The sequence below is a fragment of the Rhodanobacteraceae bacterium genome (assembly GCA_024234055.1).
In the GTDB taxonomy this organism is placed as follows: Bacteria; Pseudomonadota; Gammaproteobacteria; order Xanthomonadales; family SZUA-5; genus JADKFD01.
This window is the reverse complement of sequence record JACKOW010000001.1, coordinates 827,968-853,213: the sequence shown is the minus strand read 5'-3', so window position 1 is coordinate 853,213 and position 25,246 is coordinate 827,968. Positions and strand designations below refer to the sequence as shown.

Sequence of the window (25,246 nt, the reverse complement as noted above, 5' to 3'; positions counted from 1 at the left end):
CCTTTGGCCTGCACGAGCGATGTTTGCACGACTTTTCGGATTCTTTGCCTTGCCAGCCTTTCCACATTGCCGGACCAAGACCGGAGGCGTCTGCTTCCGCCAAACTACTGCACCCTGTCTTCCAGGCCATCGCCGAACAACCCGTCCAGCGGAAAGGCCGCAATCCCTTGGCGAGGCTGTCCACCAATAGCCGTAAATGAGCCGCCGACGTACAAGGTGTTGCCGGCCGCCAAAATTTGGAAAAGCGAGCCATTGCTCGTCACATTCCAACTCTGGTCCCATAGGCCGGTGCCACTGGTAGAGAGCGCAAAAACCCAACCGGGAAACCAGATGCCACTGACGACGTAAATGCGCCCGTCACCCGGAAGTGCCAAACTGGCGTAGCCAAAGGCGAGTTGTTGGGGGCTCCACACCGGATCAATGTCGCCGGCACCACTTGCGAGCGCCCGGGCCAGGCCCTGACGGACGAAGGAATTTCCGGCTTGGCTGAGCCCGCTGAAGTTTCCGGCCAGGTAAATGTTGCCGGCGCCATCCAGGGCGAGCGCATTGATGCTCCGCTGGGATCCACTGAGATTGATATTCCAGCTGGTGTCGCGAAGACCGGCGCCCGTGGCCGACAACTTGGCAATCCCTGTGCAGCAATTTTCGCCGTTGACGACGTTGAAGGCACCGCCAAGAAACACACTACCGGCGCCATCAGGGAGTAGCACGCTGGGCAGCGCCCCAAGACTCAGCGTGGGCACCCAGCTTGCATCAAGTGTAGCTGCGGCCCCCGTCCCCAATTTCGCCAGGCTTCCGCGTGGCTGGCCTGCCAGCGTGCTGAAGTTGCCGCCGACAAGAAGCTGTTCGGAAGCGTCGAATGCCATTGCTGCCACCGCGCCGTCGGCATCGGCTACCCAGCCCAGGTCAAGCTGACCGTCGGTGCCGATTCGCGCCAGGTTTCTTCGACTCACGCCGCCTACTTGCTCGAAGGTGCCGCCGACGTAGACGCGCCCTGCGGCGTCCACCAGAAGTTTCCAAACCGAGATGACGTAGTCGAAGCCACCAGGCTCTCCAGGCGGCTGAAGATAGGGAACAGCCACGCCCTGTACATCGGCACCCCAAGCCGTATCAACGCTGCCGCCGGGAAGCAGTCGAACCAGATTCTGTCGATGAAACCCGCCGATCCGGGAGAATCGACCACCGATCAACAAGCTTTGGTCTGGCAGGGTTGCCATCGCAGCCAGTGACCGCACCGGCTGTTCGACATCAGTGGCGGCGCTGGGCGCGCCGCTCGCACCGTCCAGAACAGCCAAGCCCGATCGCGCCTGAGCGTTGATCTGAGTGAACTCACCGCCGACGATGATGCGCCCAGAGGACTCCCGGGCCATCACGTTCACGGATCCCCCTAGGGCACTGGGCATCCATCCCGGGTCAACAACGCCAGAACCCAACAGGCCGACGCGCGCCAGTTGTGTTCTCGATTCCCCTGCAATGCTGCTGAAGCGACCAGCCACGTAAAGATCACTGCCAACCCGCAACAAAGTCTGCACGTATCCAGCCACGGCAGGAGTCCAGGCGGGATCGAGAACCGCCTGGCTGGCTGTGCCCAATCTTGCCAATCCTGACCTTGCCGTGCTCTGTACCAGAGTGAAAGAGCCGCCGATGTAGATGCTGTCATTCCCACCCAGAGCCATGGCGCTCACGGCCGCATCGGTCAGGACGTTCCAGTTTGCATCCGCGGCCCCGGAGCCCGCGACCGCAATGCGGCTGACACCCTGTAGGCCGTCGAATCGCTGATTCAGATAGACAAACTGGCTACCATCGAAGGCCAGTGCATGCACATCGGAACTCAGCGACGACGGATTCCACGCTGGATCGGCGGCGCCGGCTCCCGAGGTTGAAAGTTTGGCCAGGCGATTCCGGCTCTGGCCACCGATGAAAGTGAATCTGCCACCAACAATCAGCTGATCGCCTGCCAATGCCAGGGCGAGAATGCGCGCGTTGGAGATGCCGTCGACGGCAGCAGGATCCCAGTTGCTGTCAAGCACGCCCGAAGCACTCAGCTTCGCGAGCCGATTTCGCAGCACTCCACCGACGCTTTCGAAGTCGCCGCCAATGTAAACGTCGCCATTGCTGGCAACTGCCAGTGCCTGGACCGAAGGAAAGCTGCCAGCGAGCAATGGATTCCAGTTGGGGTCCACCAAGCCATTGGCCATGATTTTCGCCAGATTTCGACGAGCCAACCCCTGGACCAAGGTGAAGTCACCGCCAATCACGAATCCACCATCGGGCGTAGCCGCGACGGCCCGGACTGCACCGCTCGCCCAGATATCAAGGTTCGGGAAAGGGAGCGGCCGTGGATTTTGCGCGCCCAGTGAAGGCAATACGCAGAAGCACGCGAGAAGCACGCACAATCTGGAGACGAGAGACACGGCAGATTTCCTTTGGTTGAGACTGGCTGACTGGCGAAACCGATGGCAGCGAATGGCCGCAATCTGGAGTGCCGAGTACGCGAGGGCCAGGGTCATGCGAAACGCTGCGTGAAGAATAGGCAAGCTAGAATTAACAATCAAGTACATTTACTCTAGAGTGCCAACATCCTCTGGCTGCAGAGGCACCGTCCCATGCGAGAGCCCGTGACTGTTTTGCGACAAGGGATTGAAGCCGTCCGACCGGAAATACTGCGCGCATACCGCCCGCCACAGGCTCTCGGTGCTGCGGGGTCTGCGCTGGCCTGGGGTTGATAGTTCGAGGGCGTTTGCGCGAATGATCGGTACCACTCGCAGAGTGGCCGGATTTCGGTCTCTTCAGCAACGCAAGATCCTCTGCCCCCGCGTCGAAGGCCCTTCCCACACATGACCTTCCCCACAACAAGCCTTCACTTCCAGAACGGTATCAACGCCGGCAGCACCGGCTCTTCCTGCTTGGGCAGTTGTGGCCGGATCACGGTGAGTTCGTGGCGACCGCGCGGCAGTTCGCGCACGTCGATCATGGCGACGAATCCGCGCATCTCGGTCAGTGGATCACGGGCGATGTCATAGCGGAGATTGGCCGCGGGCTGGCCGTCGAGCAGAATTGGATAGAGTTTGTTGGCTGCACACCTGAGCAATTCGCTGGTGCGTACGGCCTCTGCGGCGCGCTGCGCGTCTTTGTCCGATTTCTCCTCGCCCAGCGTGGCTTGCGGGCAGTCACGCTCAAGTGCTGCGTCCAGCCGCCGGGGCACATAGGGGACAAACAGGCGCAGATAGGGCCCGCGGATGATCTCGCTGGGAATGTAGGGATGCCCCTGCTGGGCCTCGCGCAGATCCCGGGCATCGGCGTAGTACACCGAATCCAACTCTCGTCCCGAGGCCTCTGTGGGCAGGTACCGTTCACCTGGAAGGTCAATGGCGCCGGACGCGACCAGAGTCTCAACCACGATCACGGCCATCAACAGGTAGAGCGCACCCACCATCAGCAAATTGCCACGCATCAGACCAAGTCGGCTGAATACAGTCAGCAGAATCGGGCTGGTCAATCGACCCCAGACCATGACGCTGCCCATGGCGAAGATTCGCCGCAACACCTCGGCAAACCAGTGATCCTGTGGAATGCGCTCACCGAAGCGGCGATCGATCCAGGTGGCCAACATCAAGGGCAGCACGAAGATCAGCAGCAGGCCCATGGTGATCCACGAGTTCTCGCTGCCCTTGAGGAGAAACGGGCCGAGAATGCTGCCGATGCCGATCAGGATCATGGTGAAGACCATGATGGCCAACGACATCAGCACCAGCAGCAGACCAAAGGCAAAGACCAGACTGGCCCGATTGTCGGCACGATCGATCATCTGATCCAGGGTCAGCGTCGTGCGCCGGGTGTACTCGCGGTAGATCGGACCCCGCGGCAACTTGTCCCAGAGCACGCCCTCGGGATAGACCGAGCGCAAGCCCAAAGCCGCCACCCAGACTGCACGCGAAGCGAGGTGCAGTACGAAGGTGCAGATCAACGCGTAGCTGGTGAGCTTCAGATAGAAGTACAGCATGAACACGCCGTAGTGCAGACCACCGCTCAACCTCGCCCGCAGCGCGAACAGGACGTCGTCGAGCAGGCCCGGGACCTGCAGCATCGAAAACACCAGCGCGCCCGACAGCAGCAGCTCGACTTCCCAGGTGGGGGTGGTGTCCTTGGGCAGCTGGAAGACCTTGTCTTTATCCAGATCTTCCGACGTGCTTGCGGGCGGGTCTGCGGCCATGCGCGGTCTCCAGAGGCTGGGCGGATCATCGCGGAATGTGGCGCACAGGTGTAGTGCGCAAGCGTGGAAAAGCCCGGCAAAGGCAGCGGAGCAAGCTCCGCTCTACGACAGCTGCTGTGTACGAGGCTCTGGTAGTGCCGAGCTTGCTCGGCAGGATGTGCGGCTCCTGGGCATGGTGCAGAGCCGAAAAGCCCGGCAGAAGCAGCGGAGCAAGCTCCGCTCTACGACAGCTGCTGTGTACGAGGCTTTCGTAGTGCCGAGCTTGCTCGGCAGGATGTGCCGCGCTTGCCCCGATGTACCCTCTGCGGCGAGTATCCAGCTACCGCCAATCGGGCGGATGTCTGGACGTCTGTACCGCCCATGTTGCCGCTGAGCTTCGAGTTTTTCCCACCCAAGACCCCGGATCAGCGCGAGGCGCTGACGCGCACCGCCGAGATGCTGAAGTCACACTCGCCTGATTACGTCAGTGTGACCTTTGGTGCCGGCGGTTCCACGCTGAGCTACACCTACGACACGGTCGTAGGGCTGCGGCAGATCCAGGGTCTGGAAGTGGCGCCGCACCTGTCTTGCCTGGGCGGAACGCGCGAAGAGATTCGCGAACTGCTGCAGCGATACGTGGATCTGGGCTGCCGTCGCATCGTGGCGCTGCGCGGCGACATGCCCTCGGGCATGGCCACGGCCGGCGAATTCCGTCATGCCATCGATCTCGTGCGCTTCATTCGCAGTGAGTTCGACGGCTACTTCCATATCGAGGTAGCGGGTTATCCGGAATTCCACCCGCAGGCGCGCAGCGCGGATGAAGACCTGCGCCATCTGGTGCAGAAGGTAGCGGCCGGCGCCAATGGCGTCATCACCCAGTACTTCTTCAATGCCGAGGCTTACGAGCGCTTCGTGCGCGATGTCCGGGCGCTGGGGGTCACGGTGCCGATCGTGCCGGGCATCATGCCCATCGGCAATTTCAGCCAGCTGAAGCGCTTTTCCGACCAGTGCGGCGCCGAGATTCCGCGCTGGATCGAGCGCCGGATGCAATCCTATGGCGACGACGTCGAGTCAATCCGCGAACTGGGGGCTGAGGTGGTGTCGGCCCTGTGCCTGCGGCTGATCAACGCCGGCGCGCCGTCCTTGCACTTCTATACGCTGAACCGGGCCAAGGCTACGATGAACATCCTGGAGCGCATCGGCGCCTGATCCCGGCGGATGCCTTGGTCGAACGGTACGCGAATCGTCTGACGGGAGCGCCGCTGGCGGGGCAACACAGTCCTCCATCCTCGTTGGCGAGAAAATCCAAGGTGCGCTTCAGTCTTTGGTGTGTTTCCTTGCTGCTGGGCTGGCTTGCGACCGGCCACACGCTTGCGGCAGATGGCGGAGATGCGGCCATCCCCTATCGCCGCTTTTCCCCGCTGATCGACGGCAATGTCAGCGAATGGCGCAGTCCCTGGTATGCGGGCCAGATCATCGAAGCCACTGCGACACCTGCCGGCACGCCGAGGGTGGAACTGCGATTGTGCTGGGACCACGACAACCTGTTCGTGGCCGGGATAGTCAACGACACTGCCTTGATCGCGGCACCGAAAGACCTGGACGTCGACCGCTATCACCAGTACGACTCGGCGCAGATCTATCTGGATGCGCTGGCGGACGGCGGGCCAAGCATGAACGACGATGACGTCGATCTGCTCCTGTTGCCGGATGGACGACAGGGGGTCTTGCGCGGCGACAGCCTGATCGGCACGCTCGTGGGTGCCACGGTGCCGCAACGGCAGTCGGCACCCTTGCCGGTGGAGTACGCGGCGCAAATACATGCCAGCGGCTGGACGTTTGAGTTGCGCATTCCATTTGCCGGACTCGGCCTGACACCGATGTCCGGCAGCGCACTGGGTATCGATGTGGTTTACAACGACTGGTTGGTCGAACACCCGCCGGGCAGTACTCAGGCTCTGACGGCGGAACGGGTGCGCCTGCTGGCACAAAGACCGGGGGCGCCAGAGCCTGCCGATGCGGCGGTAGGCAGGGAGGTGCTGCCGCGCAGCTGGTCGGGCGACACTGATTTTGGCTATCCCGAGCGCTGGCGACGACTGACCCTGACCGGCCAACCTGAGGTCTGGGACGCCATGCTGCAAGACTTCGGCACACCCCGGATGCTGCTGCTGTTTGGCTTGGCGGGCCTGGTGCCGGGTTTGGGGTGTGCAGTCTGGATCCGAGCACGATACCGGCGGCAGTTGCGCACCCTGCTGAGCCGGCTGACGCCCTCAGGCGATGAAACGCCCACGCCGATCGCGCCCGTGCTCTCCCCCAGCGACGAAGACCCGGCTCTGGAGCAAGGCGGGATTCGTGACCGCGAGTTTGCCGATGCCGTGCTGGCTCATGTACGACTGCACCTGCATGAGGCGCTGACGCCTGCTGCCCTCGCCGAGCACTTTCATGTCTCGCCGCGCACGCTGCAGCGCCGCCTGAAGGCGGCCCTGAATACCAGCCCGCAGGAGTTGGTTCTGGTGGCCCGACTGCAAACGGCCCGAACCTTGTTGCGCAGCGGGCGTTATCGGGTAGGCGAGGTAGCGAGCCGAGTGGGCTTCGAGGACCTGTCCTATTTCTCCCGACGCTATCGACTGGCCTTCGGACACGCGCCCTCAGCAGAACCAGCCATCGGACACGGCGAAATCGACCATTAAGCGAACATCTCGGCTGTTCGGCGGTGTTCATGTTCATAGACGGCAATTTCCTGTTCCCGACGCTTGCCCCCAGGTGCCAACGGCGAGCACGCATGGTGCCAAAGTCGCCCAAGTCCTGATCATTGGCGCACCCGTCCTAACGCCGTCTTGCCGACCGTCGCAAGCTCTCCCGCACGCTGGAAGCCAAGGGAGGCCATATGCGGCAATGGAGATGGGTTGTGGTCGCGGCATGGTGGGGTGCGGTGTTGAGTTCGGCGGCACCGCTGGCCGGGGCTGCCGTGATCACGGTAGGACCCAGTGGCGCCCATGCCAGCCTGCAATCAGCGGTTGCAGCTGCGCTGGGAATGCCCGGCGCGGACGAACTTCGGGTGCAGGCCGGCACGCTCATCGGCACGACGCTGATCGCTGGCGATCTCAGCGGCAACGATCTCAGCATCAGTGGCGGCTGGGATGCCAGTTTCACCAGTCAGGGCGCGGCTACCGTGCTCGATGCGTCATCGAGCGGACGCGTCTTCAGTGCGCAACTGAGCGGCGGCAGCTTGCTGTTGACGCGCCTGCAGCTGCGCGGCGGAAGCTCAGTGGCGCAGGTGGCGACCATGATGGTGACGCTGAACGGCACGGCCAGCGCCATCCTTGGGCAACTGAGCCTGCGCGACAGCAGCAGTTCGGCCACGGACGGCGGCTGCGTTCAATTCAACGCCAATGACGACAGTTTCCTGTCCTTCTACGACAGCCAGATCCAGAACTGCACCAACACCCATCCCAGCGTCGCCTTTGGTGTGGGTCTGAAGATTCTCAGCCAGCAACGCGCGCAGGTGATACTCGACAGTCTGTTGCTCACTTCCCTGCAGGCGCAGGCGCTCAACCAGACGGAAGGCACGGCAGTCAACCTCATCACCCAGGGTCAGGGGCGGATTTCTGCTCGCCAGGTTGAAGTTCATTCAGCCAGCAGCGCCGCCACCAGTGTCTTCGGCACAGCCTTGGCCGCGTCCGCCGGCGGCAGCTCGCTGATATCGCTGACGCGCCTGAATCTGCACGACAATCTCGCCCCGGCCGCACCAGCTGGAAGCAGTCAACTGGCGATCAGCGTCTCCGATCAGGCCACCGTCAGTGTCAGCAGCAGCCTGCTGCATTCCGGACCGCAGAGTGGAATCACTGTCACCGGCAGTTCCTCGCTGGCACTGGCCGATCTCAGCAACCTGACGGTCGTCAATCATGCCTCCAGAGCACTGCAGATTTTCGGCACGCCGGGCGTGGCCGTACACAACAGCATCTTTGAGGACAATGGCTTGCCGAGCAGTCTGGCGGCGGTGAGCGCCAGCCAAAATCTGGGCTCGGATCTCGGCCTTGCCAGCCCGAGCTTTCGTGGCGTCAATGACTACCGACTTGCTCCGGAGTCTGCGGGCATCGACTCGGGAACGATGTTGATTCCAAGCGGACTGGCGGTGGAAGATCTGGACGGGCATGACCGGCTACAGGGCGCCAACGTCGACATCGGCGCCTACGAGTTGACTCCCGATCTGCTTCTGCGTGACGGCTTCGAGTGAAGGGGCACCTTGCCATGATGCGTTTATCCTGCTTTTTGTATCTGGCGCTCTGCGCGATGCCGGCTTTGGGTCAGATCCCCGCATTTCCGGGCGCCGAGGGCTTCGGTGCCGCCGCCACGGGCGGGCGCGGCGGGGTCGTGCTGCACGTCACGACGCTCTCCCCGGATCCCGCCGGCACCCAGCCGGGTTCGCTGAACTGGGCGCTGCGGCAGAGCGGACCGCGCACGGTGGTATTCGATGTCAGCGGCGTGATCCACGGGATTGCCAACATCGTCCACGGCGACCTCACCATCGCTGGCCAGACGTCCCCGGGCGGCATCATCGTTCGCGGCCTGATCTGCGACGGTCACTACGAACAGAACTCATGCGACAACTTGATCGTGCGGCATTTGCGCACGCGCCCTGGCTGGAATCTGCCCGTGCCGCCTGGCGGCGAACGCCTGGACGACGCCCTCAGACTGGACGGCATCCATCTGGCCATCTTCGATCATCTGACACTGGCGCATGCCACTGACGAGGCACTGCAGATCAGCTGGGCCTCCGATATCACGGTGCAGGATTCCATGCTCGGCGAGACGGTGGGTGAACACGCCGACCGTGGCGGCGTGCTGCTCAACTATTCTCATCCCGATCACCCACAGGACCGTATCGCGCTGATACGCAATCTCTGGTATCGGGTGGGTGGCCGGACACCGGAGATCACCTGCGAGGCGAGCAACTATGACGGTCTTCCAGGGCTGATCCAGAGCTGTCAGTCCACGCCGCTGCAATTGGAACTCAGCAACAATCTGTATGCCGATCCGGGGTTTCTGGTCTGGTACAACCGCGACGTGGACCAGAATCCTGCTGCCGGGGCCTACCAGGTGCAGATCAATGCCGTCGGCAATCGCTTCCTGACCCGGCCAGGCTATCCCTATGGCATGTTCCTGCACGATCTGCTCGATGTCGCCACCAACCAGCTATTCGTCAGCGACAACCAGCTCTCCGCCTATCCCACGCTGTCCGACTACCAGCTGTTCTATTGCTGCAATGACTTTCCCGCCAACGGCCCCAATCTCGACCTGGGCGTGGCCAACCGGCGGTCGCAGCGACTGTCCTTTCCCGCCATCGCCTATGGGCCTGGCAGCGGCTTGCCCGGCGAACTTCCGGGCCGTGTGGGCGCCCTTCCTGCAGACCCCTTGGAGCGGCGTTGGCGGGACTCCACCCTGGCGCAGTCCTTCCCGGCGATCGACCACGGCACGCCGCTGGCCAACGACACTTTTGATCTGGATTTTGATCCGGACTCGCCACCCGCGGCACCGCAAGATAGCGATGGCGATGGCATGCCGGACGAATTCGAACTGGCTCAGGCTGCCCTCGGGCTTGATCCGATGGTAGCCGACAACAACGGCGACCAGTTGTCGATTGCCTTCACCGGCGTGGCCGGCTACAGCAACCTCGAGTGCTATCTGAACACGCTGGCGGACCAGCGCCTGCTGCCGGATACGCTTTTCCAAAGCGGTTTCGAGTAATCCCGCGGAAGCTGGTCAGCATCGGGCGCGGGCAACGGCGGCGTGCCATCGCGCCAGATGTTGCTGCCGGTCGGTGCCCGACATCTCCGGCACAAAACGACGCTGCTCGCGCCACAGCGTCTCCAGATGCTGCAGGTCGGGCCAAAGGCCGATGCCCAGTCCAGCCAGCAAACCCGCTCCGAGGCCGGTGCTCTCCTGCTGCGCCGGTCGGCACACGGCCACGCCGAGCACGTCGGCCTGGAACTGACAGAGGAAATCATTGGCACTCATGCCACCATCGATACGCAATTCGGTGAGTGCGCTGCCGGTGTCGCCCTGCATGGCGTGCAGCAGTTCGACATTCTGCAAGGCCACCGATTCCAGCGCAGCACGGACGATGTGGGCCTTGCCACTGCCGCGGGTCAGTCCGCAAATCAGGCCGCGCGCGGCGCTGTCCCAGTGCGGTGCACCCAGGCCAACGAAAGCCGGCACGATGCTGACACCGCCGCTGTCGGTCACGCTGGCGGCCAGTTCGGCGCTCTCGGCGGCGTGGCGGATCAGGCCCAGCTCATCGCGCAACCACTGGATCAGCGCCCCGGCGACGAACACCGAGCCCTCCAGCGCATAGGTGCGGGCACCCGCGAGCTGCCAGGCCACGGTGGTCAACAAGCCGTGCTTCGACGGCACCGGCTGATCGCCGCTGTTGAGCAGCAGGAAGCAGCCGGTGCCATAGGTGTTCTTGGCCATCCCCGGGCGCGTGCAAGCCTGACCGAACAGCGCCGCCTGCTGGTCTCCGGCCATACCTGCGATCGGAATGCGCGCGCCGATAACCGCGGCGTCGGTGTGCGCCAACACGCCACTGGAATCAACCACCTGCGGCAAGGCCTCGGCGGGGATGCCGAACAGATCCAGCAGCCACGGATCCCAATCGCCCAGATGCAGGTTGTAGAGCAGCGTGCGCGAGGCATTGCTGGCGTCGGTCAGATGGGCGCGGCCGCCGCTCAACTGCCAGACCAGCCAACTGTCGACCGTGCCGAAAGCCAGCCGCCCTTGCCCGGCGAGCACTCGGGCTTGCGGCCAGTGATCCAGCATCCAGCACATCTTGGTGGCCGAGAAATACGGATCCAGCAGCAGACCGGTACGCGCACGTACCTCAGCCTCGATACCTCGGTCCCTGAGCACGCTACAGGCCGCCGCGGTGCGCCGGCATTGCCAGACGATGGCCGGCCCCAGCGGCGCCCCGCTGCGCTTGTCCCAGGCGACGATGGTCTCGCGCTGATTGGTCAAGCCGATGGCGCTGATGGCCTCGGCCCGCAACTGTGCCTGCGCCAGCACCGAGCGGATCGAGCTGAGCTGCGTCTGCCACAGTCGATCGGCATCGACTTCAACCCAGCCCGGCTGCGGGTACTCGCAGTCAAAGGCCTCGCTGTGGCTGGCGACAATCCGGGCCCGATCGTCGATCAGCAGCGAGCGTGAGCTGGACGTGCCCTGGTCGAGGGCGAGGATCAGGGGGCGCATGGCGTTCCTCCGGAGATCGCGGGTGAGGACAGCATCGCGGGCAGAGCCCGCTCCCACAAGAGCAGGTTGCTGGTTGTCGGTTGTCGGTTGTCGGTTGTCGGAAAGAGCAGACAGCCTGTGGGAGCGGACTCTGTCCGCGATCAGACCCGCGGCCGGTAAAGCGGTTGTCAGTGCCAGTGTCGGCAGAGCATGCGTCCAATCATCGACAGTCACCGGCTCTTCTCCGCGTCCTTTCTGCTTTTCCTCTGCGTCCTTCGCGTCCTGCTTCTGCCCACAGCTCGCCGCCGTTCCCGGTTTTCGTGGCAAGACTCCAACTGCGATCGCGACGCAAGGTCGCTCCTACAAATGCCGGACTTTCCTTCGTGTCCTCTTCAGGCGGCAGCTCGCCGCCGCTCCCGGTTTTCGTGGCAGGAACTCCAACTGCGATCGCGACGCGAGGTCGCTCCTACCAACGGCAGACTGTTCGACCGACCCTGGGCCGGGCAAAATGACGCCGACCCCCGGATGGGCGCCCCCATGTCCACAGGCAGCTTCGATATCGATACCGTCGTCGTCGGTGCTGGCGTGGTTGGCCTGGCGGTGGCGCGGGCGCTGGCGCTGTCGGGCTCTGAAGTGCTGGTGCTGGAGGCGGAGGACCGACCGGGCGAAGGGATTTCCAGCCGAAATTCCGGCGTTATCCATGCCGGCATGTACTACGCCACCGGCTCGCTGAAAGCGCGTGCCTGCGTGCGCGGACTGGCGCTGATCTATGGCTATTGCCAACATCGGCGCGTGGCTCACCGGCGCACCGGCAAGCTGATCGTGGCCACGCGCGAGGCGGATCGACCCGGGCTCCAGGCCATCCAGGCTCAGGCGCAGGCCAACGGCGTCGAGGTGCACTGGCTGGAGGCTGACCAGACCATGGCCCTCGAACCGGCGCTGCGCTGCGTAGCGGCGCTGGATTCGCCGAATACCGGCATCGTCGATGTGCCGGAGCTGATCACGGCGCTGATCGGCGATATCGAACAACACGGCAGTCGGGTGCTGTGCCGCACCCGGGTCGCAAGCATTGATGCCAGCGACGGCACATTCCAGGTGCGGACCGAGGGCGGCGACCAGTTGCGCTGCCGTCGACTGGTCAACGCCGCCGGACTGGGCGCGCCGGCACTGGCCGCCAACACCGGCGGTCTGGATGCCCGACATGTGCCGCGGCTCTGGTACGGCCAGGGCCACTACTACAATCTGCGCGGGCGTTCGCCATTCACGCGGTTGATCTACCCGCTGCCCGGCAGCGCCAGCCTCGGCGTACATCTGGGAATGGACATCAGCGGCCGCTGCCGTTTCGGCCCGGACATGCGCTGGATAGACGCGCCCAGCTACCAGTTCGACGACAGCCAGCGCCGCGCCTTTGCCGAGTCCATCCGGCAATGGTGGCCGGCGCTGCGGGAGGAGGATCTGACACCGGATTTCGTCGGTGTGCGGCCCAAGCTCGCCGGTCCGGGGCAACCGAGCGCGGATTTCGTCATCCAGGACCAGGCCGTGCACGGCTTGCCCGGATTGGTGAATCTGTTTGGCATCGAGTCGCCAGGTTTGACCTCCAGCCTGGCGCTGGGGGAGTTGGTGGCGGCGGTTCTTGGCAACTGAGGACTGCGTAGTCAGCAACTGAAGACCAAGCAACCCTCGCTGGCCAGAGCCAGCTCCGGTCATCGATTGACCGGGCAGCGGTCTGCCCGCCATCGACTAGCGCAGGTGTGATAGATGCGGGCTAGCGTGCCGCTTACCGGCAGCCCTTTTCGCGGACAGAGTCCGCTCCCACAGGCGGCCTGCTCTAGCCGACCCCGAGGCCCCAACACCGACACCGATGCTGTTGTAGGTCCAGACGGGTCTGGACCTACAGAGCAGAGCACTGGCGAGCCGGCCTGCCCCAGGAACAAAATGTCCGGCCAAACGTATTCGTTGAACGCAGCTGAACATCAAGGACTGATGCCGACGCGCCTTGACATCCTGTATACGAGAGCTTGAATTACGCTGACGACCGACACATATTGCTACAAACCTTAAGCCAAACGCCTGGAGTGCCTAGATGAGTGCAGCCAATCCGGTCCTGACCCGTGCAGAAGTTGCTGCGCTGGCCAATACCAAGACCATCCGCAATGCCTACACGCTGCTGACCATGATCCTCGGCCTGTCGGCAGTGACCTGCTGGTATGCCATCAGCAGCGGCGCCACGCCCATCAATGTCTGGCTATTCCTGGCCTTCATGATCGGCATGCCGTTTGCCGTGAACGCAACTCGCAACAGCATGGCCGGTCTGGTGCTGTCCTTCGTTTACGCCGCAGGCCTCGGCTACTTCCTGGGTCCGATCGTCGGCATCTACTTGAGCATCGATCCGAATATCCCGGTCTATGCGCTGGCCGCCACCAGCGTCATCTTCTTCTCGCTGTCCGGCTACGCGCTGGTCTCGCGCACCAACTTCAACTTCATGGGCGGCTTCCTGTTCGTCGGCTCGCTGGTCATCCTGGGCGCGATCGTGGCCAACATCTTCCTGCAGATGCCGGTGCTGAGCCTGGTGATTTCCGGCGCCGCGGTGCTGCTGATCTCGGGCGCGATCCTGTGGGAAACCAGCCAGCTGATCCATGATCCGGAAGCGAACTACATCGTGATCGCCACCAGCCTGCTTGGCAGCATCTGGGTGCTGTTCATGCATCTGATGCGCCTGTTTGCCTTCTTCAGCGGCGAGGATTGAGAGCTGGTAGCTGGTAGCTGGTTGCCGGTTGCTGGTTGCTGGTCGCTGGTTGCTGGTTGCTGGTTGTCAAAAAATACAGGCCCGCGAAAGCGGGCCTTTTTGTTGTTGGGATCATGGCGATCTTGCACTGGCCCGGCGCTGCACACGGGCAATCAAGCCGAGTGTGGGGTAGCGCGGCTCCGGCGCGCGGCGGGTTGGGTTGTGCGCCCGGCTTGTTCGCGCCGGCGGCCGCGGCCTGGCCCGCCGGGCGCCGCGCGCTTGCCGTCTCTACGCTCAGCCGGGGCCAGCGGGCGCGCGGACCCGGCCTACGATTCCTCTGACATTGCCCGCGCAGTGACCTTGAACCGGCGTCATTTCGAGCCCGGATTTGATCCGGGGGGAAGCAATCCAGGCGCTCTGTTTCAAACGGCTCTGGATTGCTTCGTCGCTGCGCTCCTCGCAATGACGCATCAACACCTTGAATCGGGAACCCGGGGCCGGGAGGCACGGGTCGCAACACGATCGCCCCGTGCCCCGTGCCCCGTGTCCCGTGCCCCGCTACCGCAGTTCGCGGGAGAAGAAGGTCAGCGCCAATGCGGTCATGAAGGCGCGCTGGGCAGCATTGGCGGCGCCGCCGTGGCCGCCTTCGATGTTCTCGTAATAGAGCACATCGTGGCCCTGTTGCTTCATCTTCGCGACCATCTTGCGGGCATGGCCAGGATGCACGCGATCGTCGCGGGTCGAGGTGGTGAACAGGGTACGCGGGTATTGCACGTCGGCCTTGACGTTGTGGTACGGCGAGAAGGTCTGGATGTACTTCCATTCTTCCGGATCATCCGGATTGCCGTATTCGCCCATCCAGGAGGCGCCGGCCAGCAGCTTGTGGTAGCGCTGCATGTCGAGCAGTGGCACCTGACAGACGATGGCGCCGAACAGATCCGGGCGCAGAGTCAGCATGTTGCCCATCAGCAGGCCACCGTTGGAGCCGCCCATGGTGCCGAGATGCTCGGTGGACGTGACCTTGCGTTCGATCAGGTCTTCGGCCACTGCGATGAAGTCCTCATAGGCCTTGTGCCGATTGGCCTTGAGCGCCGCCTGATGCCACTTCGGCCCAAACTCGCCGCCACCGCGGATGTTGGCGAGGATCCATACGCCGCCCTTGTTGAGCCAGGAATCGCCATAGTTGGCCATGTAGCTGGGCGTCATCGAGACCTCGAAGCCGCCATAGCCGTAGAGGATCGTCGGGTTCTTGCCGTCGAGAGTGAGATCCTTGGCCGCGACCTGGAAATAAGGTACCCGGGTGCCGTCGGCGGAGATGGCTTCGTGCTGGCTCACGGCCAGCTTCGACGCGTCGAAAAAGGCTGGCAGTGACTTCAGCAACTGCGGTGCATCCTGACCAATCTCGCCATAGTGCAGGCTGGTCGGGGTCAGGAAGTCGGTCACCGTGGCCCAATAGGCATCAGAGTCCTGGGCATCGACCGCGCTGACGCTGACCTCACCGAACTCAGGCAGACCGGCCATCGGCTGTCGCGTCCATCCGCCCTCGCCTGGCGTCCACACATAGACGCGGTTCTTCACGTTGTCGAGTTCATTGACGATGATGTGATGGCGGGTGGGCGAATAGCCAGCCATCGATGAGCGCTCGGTGGGCGTGAACAGGGCATCGAACTCACGCTTGCCTGCCATGAAGTTATCCAGGCGCGTCACCAGCAGTGAACCCGCCGGCCAGGTCTTGCCGCCGACACTCCAGTCCTCGCGCAGCTCCAGCAACAGCCATTCGCGATGGAAATTGGCATTGGCGCTGTCGGGCTTGTCGATCTTCACGAGCTGATCGCCCTGCAGCAGGTAGGCCTCGTTGGTGTAGAAGGTGATGCCGCGGTAGACGCCCTGGCGCTCGAATCCGGGCGTGGTGTCGGCAAAGGCAAACACCCAGACGTCATCGGCCTTGCCCTCGTAGACGGTCTGCGCTGCGCTCAGTGGCGTGCCGCGCGTCCAGCGCTTGGCGATGCGCGAATAGCCCGAGGAGGTCATCGAGCCAGGGCCAAAATCGGTGCCGACGAAGACATGATCGATATCGATCCAGCCCATGCCGCTCTTGGCCTCGGGCAGTTCGAAACCGCCCTTGACGAAGGCCTTGTCCACCACATCGTATTCGCGCACGACATTGGCGTCAGCACCGCCGCGGGAGAGCTGGATCAGGCAGCGCCGATACTCGGGCTGCAGGCAGTCAGCGCCCGCATACACCCAGTTCTCGTCCTCGGCCTTGGCCAGAGCATCGATATCGAGCACGGTTTCCCAGGCTGGTTCGGCCTTTCGGTATTCGTCCAGACTGGTGCGACGCCAGATGCCGCGCACGTGATCGGCATCGCGCCAGAAGTTGTAGTAGTGCTCGCCCATCTTGCTGGCGTAGGGGATCTTCTCGTTGGAATCGAGAATCTCCAGCGTGCGCGCCTGAATGCGCTTGAAGTCGCCCGAGCGGGTCAGCTCGGCCACGGTTTGGGCATTCAGGCCCTGCACCCATTCCAGCGCCTTGGCGTCCTCGACGCCTTCCAGCCATTGGTTGGGGTCTTCAGTCGGCGTGGCCGCGACAGCCAGTGCATTCATGGACAACATCAGGGGCATCAGAAACCAGTTCGGGCGCACGGCGCACCTCGTTCGATGGAAAACAGCGCGCACCCTAAACGTGGATGTCGTCCGCGTCCATGGGCAGCAAGTCAAGGTCAGGAATCAGGAGCCACCGAGAGCGATTCCCATTCGGCGGCGGCGGCGCGCAGGCGCTCACGATCCTCGTCCAGCTGCAGCGCCAACTCGGCGCGCTTCAGCGCCAGAATCGAATGCGATCGCGCCGCCTTGCGCACCGTCTCGTCGCCCATGCGCGCCAGCGCCAGCAGCGCCTTCTGCAGGCGCAGGCCTACCTCAACGGACCCGGCACCATCGCGGGCAATGGCGCTGAAGGCATCATCGAACAGATCGCCAGCCGCCAGTTCAGCCACATACACCCGATCGTATTCGGGCGCAGCAGGAGCGCTGTCGGACTCGGGGCCGATCCAGATCGAGAACAGGCGCACCAGCGTGCCGATAGTGTCGATGGCCGTACCCGGGTCATTGACCGCAGGCGACAGAGCCCGCGCTGCAATTTCCGAGAGCACCACCAGCCCGAAGCGCGGATCATCTTCGAACACGCGATCACCGTGGATCGTGAAGGCGTCAACGATGGCATCCGTGGGGCCCTCCGGTGCCTCGCCCTGGTCGGTCTTGATCAGCGCCAGGGGTCGATCCGGGGTGACGAACGTTCCAGGCTGGACCTCCACCACGACCCAGGCCTGATGCCGTTCGGCCCACGCTTGCAGGGCACTGATGTCGACATGCTGGACATAACCGATGCTGCGGGTATGCACGGCATGTCCCCCAACCTGACCGGCGCGAAGTCTGGCGCACAGCGTAGGTGCGTGGCGCCGTCGGCGCAGGGCTGCGGCGCAGGCGGCCTCGACCTTGTCGATGGTGCTTCCGAGGCGCCCCAGTCGGGCAATGCTGTCGCTCCAGCGCACGAAGGTGACCACCACGATTCCGAACACCAGTACCGTGATCAGGAAGAGCACGAAGATGCCGGTTGTCCCGAAATAATGGTTCTTGGTCGCCACCAGCGCGACGATGCTGAAGATGAAGGCACCGATGAAGGTGGACAGGGCGTTCTTCGATCCATCATCGGCCAGCACCAGCGGAAATGATCGCGGGGTCGCGGTGCCGGCGGCGGAGGCATAGGCAGAGACCATCGAGGACAGCGCGAAAGTGGCGATCACCAGCATGCTGGACGCCATGATCGACAGCAGGCTTTGCACCGAATCGACCGTGATTTCCGGGACCAGATGAGACAGGCCCAGACCATCGGCCAACCGGGCGGCAACGGCGGCGCCGATGGACAACACACAGATCAGCAGCGGCCTGAGCCAGAGTCGTTCGCGCAGCCGATTGAACTCGAATCGGAGTCGATCAAGGGAGATCACCGCGTTCATTCCGCCACTCCTGTCTGGCCCTGTTCTGGTCTGACCGCTATGCGGCGCTCTCGCGGCCATTGTGTTGTCCATGGGGGCGGGCTGTCGAGCACGACACCACAGGACGCGCCGACAGCATCAAGCTGCTGGCCAGCACAGGTGACTCCGGGGCACTTGCGCCCGCCCTATGATCGATGTAAATTACTGACCGGTCAGTTATTAAAACATGGATCAATGTCCGACTCTTCCGCCAACCGGGGCAAGGACCCAAGCCCAGCCAGACGCAGGCGCAAGGAGGCGCGGCCCGCCGAGATTGTCGACGCGGCCTTGGGCCTGTTTGTGGAGCGGGGTTTCGCAGCCACGCGCCTGGACGATGTCGCCGAGCGCGCGGGCGTCAGCAAGGGCACGGTCTACCTGTATTTCGACAGCAAGGAAGCGCTGCTGGCGGAAGCCGTGGGACGCAACATCGGCCCGTTGCTGGCCGAGTTCTCGCTAGCGATCGCCGACCCCGGGATCAGTGCCAGCACGCTGATCGAGCGCTTCGTCCGACGCTGGTGGCAGGTGCTGAGCGCCTCACCGATGCAGGGTGTGCCCAAGCTGATGATGTCCGAATCCGGCAACTTTCCGGAGCTGGCCCGGCACTTCGTCGTGAACTTCATTGCCCGCATGCAGGACGGCGTGCTGGCTACCGTGCTGCGCAAGGGCGTGGCCTCGGGCGAATTTGCGCCCATGGATATCGAATACGCGGTGCGGGTGCTGATTCACGGACTGGTGTTCATGCCGATCTGGTTGCACTCGCTGGGGCGCGTGGACGAGCGCCCCTTCGAGCCGGATCGCTACCTCGAGTGCTGGCTGGATTTGAGTTTGCGGGCGCTGCGCGCGCCGGCTGGAGACAAGCAATGAAGTCGATCGTGATGACGCGCCGGGCCACCTGGGTGTGGACAGTGATGTGCTTGTTGGCGCTGACCGGCTGCCAATCCCAGGCGCCGGACGGCTACCAAGGCTACCTGGAAGCAGATTACGCCTACATTGCCGCACCGGTAGCCGGACGCCTGACCGAACTGCCGCTGCCACGCGGCGCAGCGGTCGTCACCGGCGCAACCCTGTTCGCCGTGGACGGCGAGCTGCAACAGCAACAGCTGCTGCAGGCACAGAGCCAGGTGCGTCAGGCCCAGGCGCAACGGGATGATCTTGGCAGCGGCCGCCGACCGGAAGAGATCCGGGTGATTGCGGCGCAGGTCCGAGAAGCGCGTTCGGCGCTGGATCTGGCCGAGCGCGAACTGAAACGGATCAGCGAACTGCGCGCCCGCGGCCTGACCTCTGCCGACGCCCTGGACCAGGCCAACGCCGCCCAGGCCCAGGCCCAGGCGCGCGTGGCCTCGGTGCTGGCGCAACAGCGCAGTGCCGAACTGGCCGGCCGCCCCGACGCCATCGCTGCTGCCGATGCCGCCGTCGAAGCCGCCCAGGCCGCGCTCGGACAGGTGCAATGGAGCGTTGATCAGACCCGCATCCGCGCCCTCCAGGATGGGCGCATCGAAGACACCCTGTTTCAGCTGGGCGAATGGGTGCCGGCGGGCGCGCCGGTGCTGAAACTACTGCCGGCCAGCGGCCCGTTCATCCGCTTCTTCGTGCCGATGAATGAACTGGCGCAGTGGTCGCCTGGCCAGTCCGTCTCCATCAGCTGCAGCGCTTGCACCTCGGAATTGACCGCAACCGTCAACTTCATCGCCGCCAGCCCCGAGTACACGCCACCGGTGATCTTCAGTGAGTCGCGCAGCGAGGATCTGGTCTATCGCGTCGAAGCCCGATTCGACAGTCCGGCGCCGCTGGCACCTGGGTTGCCGGTGGTGGTGAGGCGCCGTCCTTGACGACGGGTTGTCGGTTGCTGGTTGTCGGTTGTTGGAAACAGCCGATGCCACAGCCCGCCAGATTGCAGTCTGTGGGAGCGGCTTCAGCCGCGATCGCTGCACTCATCCGGGCTGGTTGCCGGTTGTCGGTTGCCGGTTGTTGGAAACAGCCGAAACTTTGGGAGCGGCTTCAGCCGCGATCGCTGCACACACCAGGAACCGACACGTACACCTACACCTGCACCTACACCTACACCGACACCGACAACCGACAACCAGAATGAACGACCTCGTCATCGACGTAAAAGGCCTCACCAAGCGCTTCGACGGCAAGACTGTGGTCGACGGCCTCAATCTGCAGGTCGAACGCGGCGCCATCTACGGCTTTCTCGGGCCCAACGGCAGCGGCAAGACCACCTCGATCCGCATGATCTGCGGGCTGCTCACGGCCGACGCTGGCAGCGGTACCTGCCTGGGGCTGGATGTGATCCACGACAGCGCCACGATCAAGCAGCAGGTCGGCTACATGACCCAGCGCTTCAGCTGGTGGGAAGACCTGACCATCGAAGAAAACCTGCGTTTCGCGGCGCGCATGCATCAGCTGCGCAAGCCGCGTCAGGTGGTGACGGACACGCTGGAAAGGCTGGGCCTGACCAGTCGCAGACGGCAGCTGGCCGGTTCGCTCTCAGGCGGCTGGAAACAGCGGCTGGCACTGGCGGCCTGCCTGCTGCACCAGCCACGTCTGTTGTTGCTGGACGAGCCCACGGCGGGTGTGGACCCCAAGGCCAGACGCGATTTCTGGGCCGAGATCCACGCGCTCGCCCGCGACGGCCTGACCGTGCTCGTGTCTACCCACTACATGGACGAGGCCGAGCGTTGCCATCGGCTGGCCTACATCGCCTACGGCAAATTGCTGGCCGAGGGTACGCCGGACGAGATTCTGGCGCAGGTCGGCTTGAACACCTACGCGCTGACCGGTGCCCCACCCGATGCCGTGGCTGAGCTGAGCGCACTGGCCGGCGTCGAGCAGGTGGTGCCCTTCGGTTTGCGACTGCATGTATCCGGCAGCGATACCGAGTTGCTCAAACGCAGTCTGCACGATTACGCCAGCGGCCATCGAATCCGCTTCGAGCCGGTCGAATCCTCCCTGGAAGACGCATTCATCGCGCTGATGCGCGGCGGAGATCGCGCATGAACCGGTTCTCGATGCAGCGGCTGCTGGCCGTACTCGGCAAGGAATTCATCCAGATGCGTCGGGATCGGCTGACCTTCGCGATGATGGTGGGCATTCCGATCATGCAGCTGTTGCTGTTCGGCTTTGCCATCAACACCGACCCCAAGCATCTGCCGACCACCGTGATCAGCGCCGAGTCGAGCGAGTTCTCGCGGCGGCTGATCTCGGCGATGAAGAATTCCGACTATTTCGATCTGCGGCCGGCGGCCCCGACCATCGAGGGCTCGCGGGCCCTGCTGGAACGTGGCGAAGTGCTGTTCCTGCTGCGGATCCCGGCCAATTTCTCCCGCGATCTGGTCCGCGGCCAGCGACCGGAACTGCTGATGGAAATCGATGCCACCGATCCGGTCGCCAGCGGCAATGCCATTGCCGCGCTCAGCGGCCTGATCGATCAGGCGGTGGCCACCGAGCTCACCGGGCCGCTGGCCAGCCTCGCGGCCAAACCCGGGCCCATCGATCTGCGCATCCAGCGCCGCTACAACCCGGAAGGCATCACCCAGTTCAACATCGTTCCCGGCCTCATGGGCGTCATTCTGACCATGACCCTGATCATGCAGACGGGCCTTGCCATCGCCCGCGAGCGCGAGCGCGGCACCATGGAGAATCTGCTGGCCATGCCGGTGCGACCACTGGAAATCATGATCGGCAAGCTGGTGCCTTACATCCTGGTGGCCTACATCCAGGTCACGGTGATCCTGAGCGCCGCTCATTTCATCTTTGGAGTGCCGATCCTCGGCTCCATCCCTTTCCTGCTGCTGTGCGTGCTGGCCTTCGTGATCGCCAACCTGTCGGTAGGCCTGTTGTTCTCGACCCTGGCCCGCAACCAGATGCAGGCCATGCAGATGACCTTCTTCTTCTTCCTGCCTTCGATCCTGCTGTCCGGCTTCATGTTTCCCTTCCGCGGCATGCCCAGTTGGGCCCAGAACATCGGCGAAGTGCTGCCGCTGACCCATTTCTTGCGCATCGTTCGCGGCGTCTTGCTCAAGGTCAATGGCCCGGCCGACGTCTGGCCTAATCTGTGGCCACTGCTGGTGTTCACGCTGGTGGTGGTGGCCCTTGGGGCGAAGCGCTTCCGGAAGACGCTGGACTGAGAAGGAGCGGTTGTTGGTTGTTGGGACTCGGGACTCGGGAGAGGCTTGTATATGGGCGTCATTGCGAGCGCAGCGAAGCAATCCAGAAGCAAGGTGACAAGCTCCTGAATTGCTTCGTCGAGAATGGCGGCGGTTCGCTGTTGAAGGTCCAGACTTGTCTGACCCACAACACAATCGCGGACAGAGTCCGCTCCCACAGGAAGCAAAAGCAGCTCGCGCTGTTCTCCGCGCCCTCCGCGTCTCCGCGCGAGCCAGCTCCTACCAACAACCAACAACCGACAACCGACAACCAGCCCCGCGATGACCTCTGGCACTTATGAACATGGCCCGCCGAAACCGAAGCTTCGCCCTTGAGCAACCCAGCCGTGGACCGCTACCCTTGTCGTCTTGCCTTCTCATCTCGGATTTGTAGACAAAGCCATGGCCGGATCGCTCAATTTTGAACGTGCTCGCTTCAATATGGTTGAACAGCAGGTGCGCCCGTGGGAGGTACTCGACACCCGCGTGCTGGACGTCCTCGGCGAGATCAAGCGCGAGGATTTCGTGCCGCCTCGTCACCGCAAGCTGGCTTTTGCCGATCTGGCGATCCCGCTGGAGCACGGCGAGTTCATGATGAAGCCCGTGGTCGAAGGCCGATTGCTCCAGGCCCTGGAGCTCGGCGGCGACGAAGACGTGCTCGAAATCGGCACCGGCAGCGGTTTTCTGGCGGCCTGTCTGGCGCGGCTGGCGCGCCAGGTGCTCAGCATCGAGTTGCATGCCGATCTGGCGGAGCGCGCACGCGCCCGGATCGGATCCTCTGGCATCCGCAACTGTCAGGTACAGGCCGGCGATGCTTTCGACTTCCACCCGGCGCAGACCTTTGATGCGATTGCCGTCACCGGTGCCGTGGCGGTCATCCCTGAATCCTTCCAGCGCTGGCTCAAGCCCGGCGGCCGGTTGTTCGTGGTCCATGGCAAGTCGCCGGTGATGAATGCCGCGGTGTTGACACGCCAGGGCCCAGACTACGTCGAAGCCAAGAGCCTGTTCGAGACCGACCTACCCTATCTGCACGGTGCGCAGCCCGCGTCCCGCTTCGAATTCTGACGATTATCCCAAGAGGTTTTCCATGCGTCGCCATACCCTGACCATTGCCCTGATCACCGGCCTCTCGGCCCTCGCCGGCAGCGCCAGCGCTGCTGACCTGGCCCAGATCTACGAAATGGCCCGCGCCAGTGATCCGCAGCTGGCCGCTGCCGAGTCGGCCATGTATGCCGCAGGCGAAGGTGTGGTGCAGGCGCGCTCCTCGTTGCTGCCCAACCTGAGCGGCAGCGCAGGCCTGGGTGACTCCAACAGCAGTAGCTCGCAGATCACCTCGATTCCGCAACCGGACGGTACCGTGCGCTTCGGCCGCGCAGATGGCAATGGCGATACCACCTCGCGCACGTATCGTTTGCAGCTCACCCAGACCATTTACAGCCAGGCCAACTACACTCGACTGCGCGGCGCCCGCGCCGGTCAGTCCAGTCTGGCGGCCAGCTACGATGCCGCGCTGGACAACCTGATCGTGCGCGTGGCAGAGGCCTATTTCAGTGCCCTGACGGCGACCACCAATCTGGAAGCCGCGAAGGCCGAGGAGACCGCCGTCAATCGCCAGCTGGAACAGGCTCAGCAGCGCTTTGAAGTCGGTCTGTCGGCCATCACCGACGTGCATGAGGCACAAGCTCGCTACGATGGCGCGCGCGCCGCGGCCATTTTGGCGCAGAACCAGCTGGACGACAGCTTCGAGGCCTTGGCTGAGCTCACCGGCAAGCCAGTCAGCGACGTGCGCCCGCTGGCCGAGAACATCACGCTCAGCCGCCCCAGCCCCGACAAGACCGAGGACTGGGTGGCTACCGCCGAGGCCGAGAGTCCGCTGCTGGCGATCCGCCGCTTCGATCTCAAGCAGGCCGAGGAGAACGTCAATACCGCCAAGGCCGCCCACCTGCCGACGCTGAGCGCTGATTACACCTGGGTCGATCAGACCTCCTGGGGCTCGCGCTCCTCCAATAACCTCTCATTCCCGGCCGGCTCGGATTTCCGTGACCACGGTTTCGGGATTACCCTGAACGTGCCGATCTTCGAGGGCTTCGCCACGCAATCGCGGGTGCGCCAGGAGTCCTACAACCGCGACGCGGCTGCCGATCGCTACGAGCAGGAAAAACGCGCCGTCACCCGCAGTACCCGAAACGCCTTCCGCGCGGTGGCCGCAGGCATCAGCGAAGTCGAAGCCCGCAAACAGGCGCAGATTTCGGCGCAGAGCGCGCTGGATGCCACCCAGGCCGGATTCGAGGTCGGCACCCGAACCATCGTCGACGTGCTGATCAGCCAGCAGGTGCTGTTCCAGGCCCAGCGCGACTATGCACGCGCCCGTCACGACTATCTGCTGAACTCGCTGCGACTGAAGCAGGCCGCCGGGACCATCACCGTGGCCGATCTGCAAGCGGTCAATGCGCTGCTGAAGTAGCGGAACGTTGTTGCCTTGGCAGAACGGCGCTTGCTCCGCTGCCTTGGTTGGGTTTTGGTGTTGAACAGGGGGCAAGGGGCGGGGGACCCACGCCGCGGCACGGTCAGATCATGGGTCGTGATTGGACACTCTCCCCCTGCCCCTTCTTTTCCAGACCCATAAATCAATGCGTTAGCGCATGTCTGGTGAGAGCCCCGGTTGCCCCCGGCGGTGCGCATATTCGCGCATCAAGCTGTCGGCGATCTCGGGGCTTCTTTTTTGTCCGCAAAGGACGCGAAGATTTCAATGCTTGTCCGGTTGAGCGCGATGTCTGGCGACACCGCCAACCGAAATCTTGGAATCGCTCTACTTTGCGTCCTTTGCGTCCTTTGCGAAAAATGTTTTTTATTCCAATACTTGCGGCATGTTTGGTGAGAGCGTCCAGACAAGTCTGGACCTACAAGAGCCGAACACCCCGCC

General features: G+C 63.6%; 17 protein-coding genes. 12 read left to right on the top strand and 5 right to left on the bottom strand.

Annotation, left to right across the window (positions count from 1 at the left end; translation table 11 throughout):
• Nucleotides 1–104: 104 nt before the first annotated feature.
• Together H7A19_03445 and H7A19_03440 are read right to left on the bottom strand one after the other, a co-directional pair.
• Nucleotides 105–2,510, bottom strand: a complete 2,406-nt coding sequence (locus H7A19_03445) for a delta-60 repeat domain-containing protein (protein ID MCP5473876.1) — start codon at nucleotides 2,508–2,510, stop codon at nucleotides 105–107.
• 350 nt (nucleotides 2,511–2,860) lie between these two features.
• A complete protein-coding gene (locus H7A19_03440; GenBank protein ID MCP5473875.1) occupies nucleotides 2,861–4,213 on the bottom strand; it encodes a hypothetical protein in 1,353 nt (450 codons plus the stop codon).
• Nucleotides 4,214–4,573: 360 nt separating this feature from the next.
• Between H7A19_03440 and metF the strand changes: the two genes are divergently transcribed.
• The 4 genes from metF (at nucleotide 4,574) to H7A19_03420 (ending at nucleotide 9,940) form a co-directional block, all read left to right on the top strand.
• Entirely contained in the window at nucleotides 4,574–5,401 is an 828-nt protein-coding gene (gene metF / locus H7A19_03435; GenBank protein ID MCP5473874.1) for a methylenetetrahydrofolate reductase [NAD(P)H], read from the top strand.
• Between the two features lie 128 nt (nucleotides 5,402–5,529).
• Nucleotides 5,530–6,882 carry a helix-turn-helix domain-containing protein gene (locus tag H7A19_03430; GenBank protein ID MCP5473873.1) on the top strand — a complete coding sequence of 451 codons (1,353 nt, stop codon included), beginning with the start codon at nucleotides 5,530–5,532 and terminating at the stop codon, nucleotides 6,880–6,882.
• A gap of 218 nt (nucleotides 6,883–7,100) precedes the next feature.
• Nucleotides 7,101–8,429 (top strand): hypothetical protein, encoded by a 1,329-nt coding sequence (locus H7A19_03425; protein MCP5473872.1) that lies wholly within the window; start codon nucleotides 7,101–7,103, stop codon nucleotides 8,427–8,429.
• A gap of 14 nt (nucleotides 8,430–8,443) precedes the next feature.
• Complete coding sequence (locus H7A19_03420) at nucleotides 8,444–9,940, top strand: hypothetical protein (GenBank protein ID MCP5473871.1); 1,497 nt, start codon at nucleotides 8,444–8,446, stop codon at nucleotides 9,938–9,940.
• A gap of 15 nt (nucleotides 9,941–9,955) precedes the next feature.
• On the opposite strand, the gene glpK is transcribed toward H7A19_03420, so the two are convergent.
• Entirely contained in the window at nucleotides 9,956–11,437 is a 1,482-nt protein-coding gene (glpK, locus tag H7A19_03415; protein MCP5473870.1) for a glycerol kinase GlpK, read from the bottom strand.
• Between the two features lie 516 nt (nucleotides 11,438–11,953).
• Between glpK and H7A19_03410 the strand changes: the two genes are divergently transcribed.
• A complete protein-coding gene (locus tag H7A19_03410) occupies nucleotides 11,954–13,060 on the top strand; it encodes an FAD-dependent oxidoreductase (protein MCP5473869.1) in 1,107 nt (368 codons plus the stop codon).
• A 439-nt stretch (nucleotides 13,061–13,499) separates the two neighbouring features.
• Entirely contained in the window at nucleotides 13,500–14,162 is a 663-nt protein-coding gene (locus H7A19_03405) for a Bax inhibitor-1 family protein (protein ID MCP5473868.1), read from the top strand.
• 537 nt (nucleotides 14,163–14,699) lie between these two features.
• Here the strand turns inward: H7A19_03405 and H7A19_03400 are convergent.
• A complete protein-coding gene (locus tag H7A19_03400; protein MCP5473867.1) occupies nucleotides 14,700–16,763 on the bottom strand; it encodes a S9 family peptidase in 2,064 nt (687 codons plus the stop codon).
• Between the two features lie 98 nt (nucleotides 16,764–16,861).
• Nucleotides 16,862–18,154, bottom strand: a complete 1,293-nt coding sequence (locus H7A19_03395; GenBank protein MCP5473866.1) for a DUF2254 domain-containing protein — start codon at nucleotides 18,152–18,154, stop codon at nucleotides 16,862–16,864.
• A gap of 213 nt (nucleotides 18,155–18,367) precedes the next feature.
• Between H7A19_03395 and H7A19_03390 the strand changes: the two genes are divergently transcribed.
• The 6 genes from H7A19_03390 to H7A19_03365 all read left to right on the top strand — a co-directional run bounded on the left by H7A19_03390 (nucleotide 18,368) and on the right by H7A19_03365 (nucleotide 24,787).
• Nucleotides 18,368–19,036, top strand: a complete 669-nt coding sequence (locus H7A19_03390) for a TetR/AcrR family transcriptional regulator (protein ID MCP5473865.1) — start codon at nucleotides 18,368–18,370, stop codon at nucleotides 19,034–19,036.
• A complete protein-coding gene (locus tag H7A19_03385; protein ID MCP5473864.1) occupies nucleotides 19,033–20,001 on the top strand; it encodes an HlyD family efflux transporter periplasmic adaptor subunit in 969 nt (322 codons plus the stop codon). Before H7A19_03390 ends, H7A19_03385 begins: the two co-directional genes overlap by 4 nt.
• Nucleotides 20,002–20,260: 259 nt before the next feature.
• Nucleotides 20,261–21,175 (top strand): ABC transporter ATP-binding protein, encoded by a 915-nt coding sequence (locus tag H7A19_03380; protein ID MCP5473863.1) that lies wholly within the window; start codon nucleotides 20,261–20,263, stop codon nucleotides 21,173–21,175.
• Nucleotides 21,172–22,305 (top strand): ABC transporter permease, encoded by a 1,134-nt coding sequence (locus H7A19_03375; protein MCP5473862.1) that lies wholly within the window; start codon nucleotides 21,172–21,174, stop codon nucleotides 22,303–22,305. Before H7A19_03380 ends, H7A19_03375 begins: the two co-directional genes overlap by 4 nt.
• Before the next feature lie 420 nt (nucleotides 22,306–22,725).
• Entirely contained in the window at nucleotides 22,726–23,388 is a 663-nt protein-coding gene (locus H7A19_03370) for a protein-L-isoaspartate O-methyltransferase (GenBank protein MCP5473861.1), read from the top strand.
• A 22-nt stretch (nucleotides 23,389–23,410) separates the two neighbouring features.
• A complete protein-coding gene (locus H7A19_03365; protein ID MCP5473860.1) occupies nucleotides 23,411–24,787 on the top strand; it encodes a TolC family outer membrane protein in 1,377 nt (458 codons plus the stop codon).
• The last annotated feature ends 459 nt before the right edge of the window (nucleotides 24,788–25,246 follow it).

What these genes read in the sequence shown, in the direction of transcription:
- H7A19_03445 (MCP5473876.1), bottom strand. Translation starts at nt 2,510, where the DNA reads ATGACCCTGGCCCTCGCGTACTCGGCACTCCAGATTGCGGCCATTCGC.
- H7A19_03440 (MCP5473875.1), bottom strand. Translation starts at nt 4,213, where the DNA reads ATGGCCGCAGACCCGCCCGCAAGCACGTCGGAAGATCTGGATAAAGAC.
- metF (MCP5473874.1), top strand. Translation starts at nt 4,574, where the DNA reads ATGTTGCCGCTGAGCTTCGAGTTTTTCCCACCCAAGACCCCGGATCAG.
- H7A19_03420 (MCP5473871.1), top strand. Translation starts at nt 8,444, where the DNA reads ATGATGCGTTTATCCTGCTTTTTGTATCTGGCGCTCTGCGCGATGCCG.
- glpK (MCP5473870.1), bottom strand. Translation starts at nt 11,437, where the DNA reads ATGCGCCCCCTGATCCTCGCCCTCGACCAGGGCACGTCCAGCTCACGC.
- H7A19_03410 (MCP5473869.1), top strand. Translation starts at nt 11,954, where the DNA reads ATGTCCACAGGCAGCTTCGATATCGATACCGTCGTCGTCGGTGCTGGC.
- H7A19_03405 (MCP5473868.1), top strand. Translation starts at nt 13,500, where the DNA reads ATGAGTGCAGCCAATCCGGTCCTGACCCGTGCAGAAGTTGCTGCGCTG.
- H7A19_03400 (MCP5473867.1), bottom strand. Translation starts at nt 16,763, where the DNA reads ATGCCCCTGATGTTGTCCATGAATGCACTGGCTGTCGCGGCCACGCCG.
- H7A19_03395 (MCP5473866.1), bottom strand. Translation starts at nt 18,154, where the DNA reads ATGAACGCGGTGATCTCCCTTGATCGACTCCGATTCGAGTTCAATCGG.
- H7A19_03390 (MCP5473865.1), top strand. Translation starts at nt 18,368, where the DNA reads ATGTCCGACTCTTCCGCCAACCGGGGCAAGGACCCAAGCCCAGCCAGA.
- H7A19_03385 (MCP5473864.1), top strand. Translation starts at nt 19,033, where the DNA reads ATGAAGTCGATCGTGATGACGCGCCGGGCCACCTGGGTGTGGACAGTG.
- H7A19_03380 (MCP5473863.1), top strand. Translation starts at nt 20,261, where the DNA reads ATGAACGACCTCGTCATCGACGTAAAAGGCCTCACCAAGCGCTTCGAC.
- H7A19_03375 (MCP5473862.1), top strand. Translation starts at nt 21,172, where the DNA reads ATGAACCGGTTCTCGATGCAGCGGCTGCTGGCCGTACTCGGCAAGGAA.
- H7A19_03370 (MCP5473861.1), top strand. Translation starts at nt 22,726, where the DNA reads ATGGCCGGATCGCTCAATTTTGAACGTGCTCGCTTCAATATGGTTGAA.
- H7A19_03365 (MCP5473860.1), top strand. Translation starts at nt 23,411, where the DNA reads ATGCGTCGCCATACCCTGACCATTGCCCTGATCACCGGCCTCTCGGCC.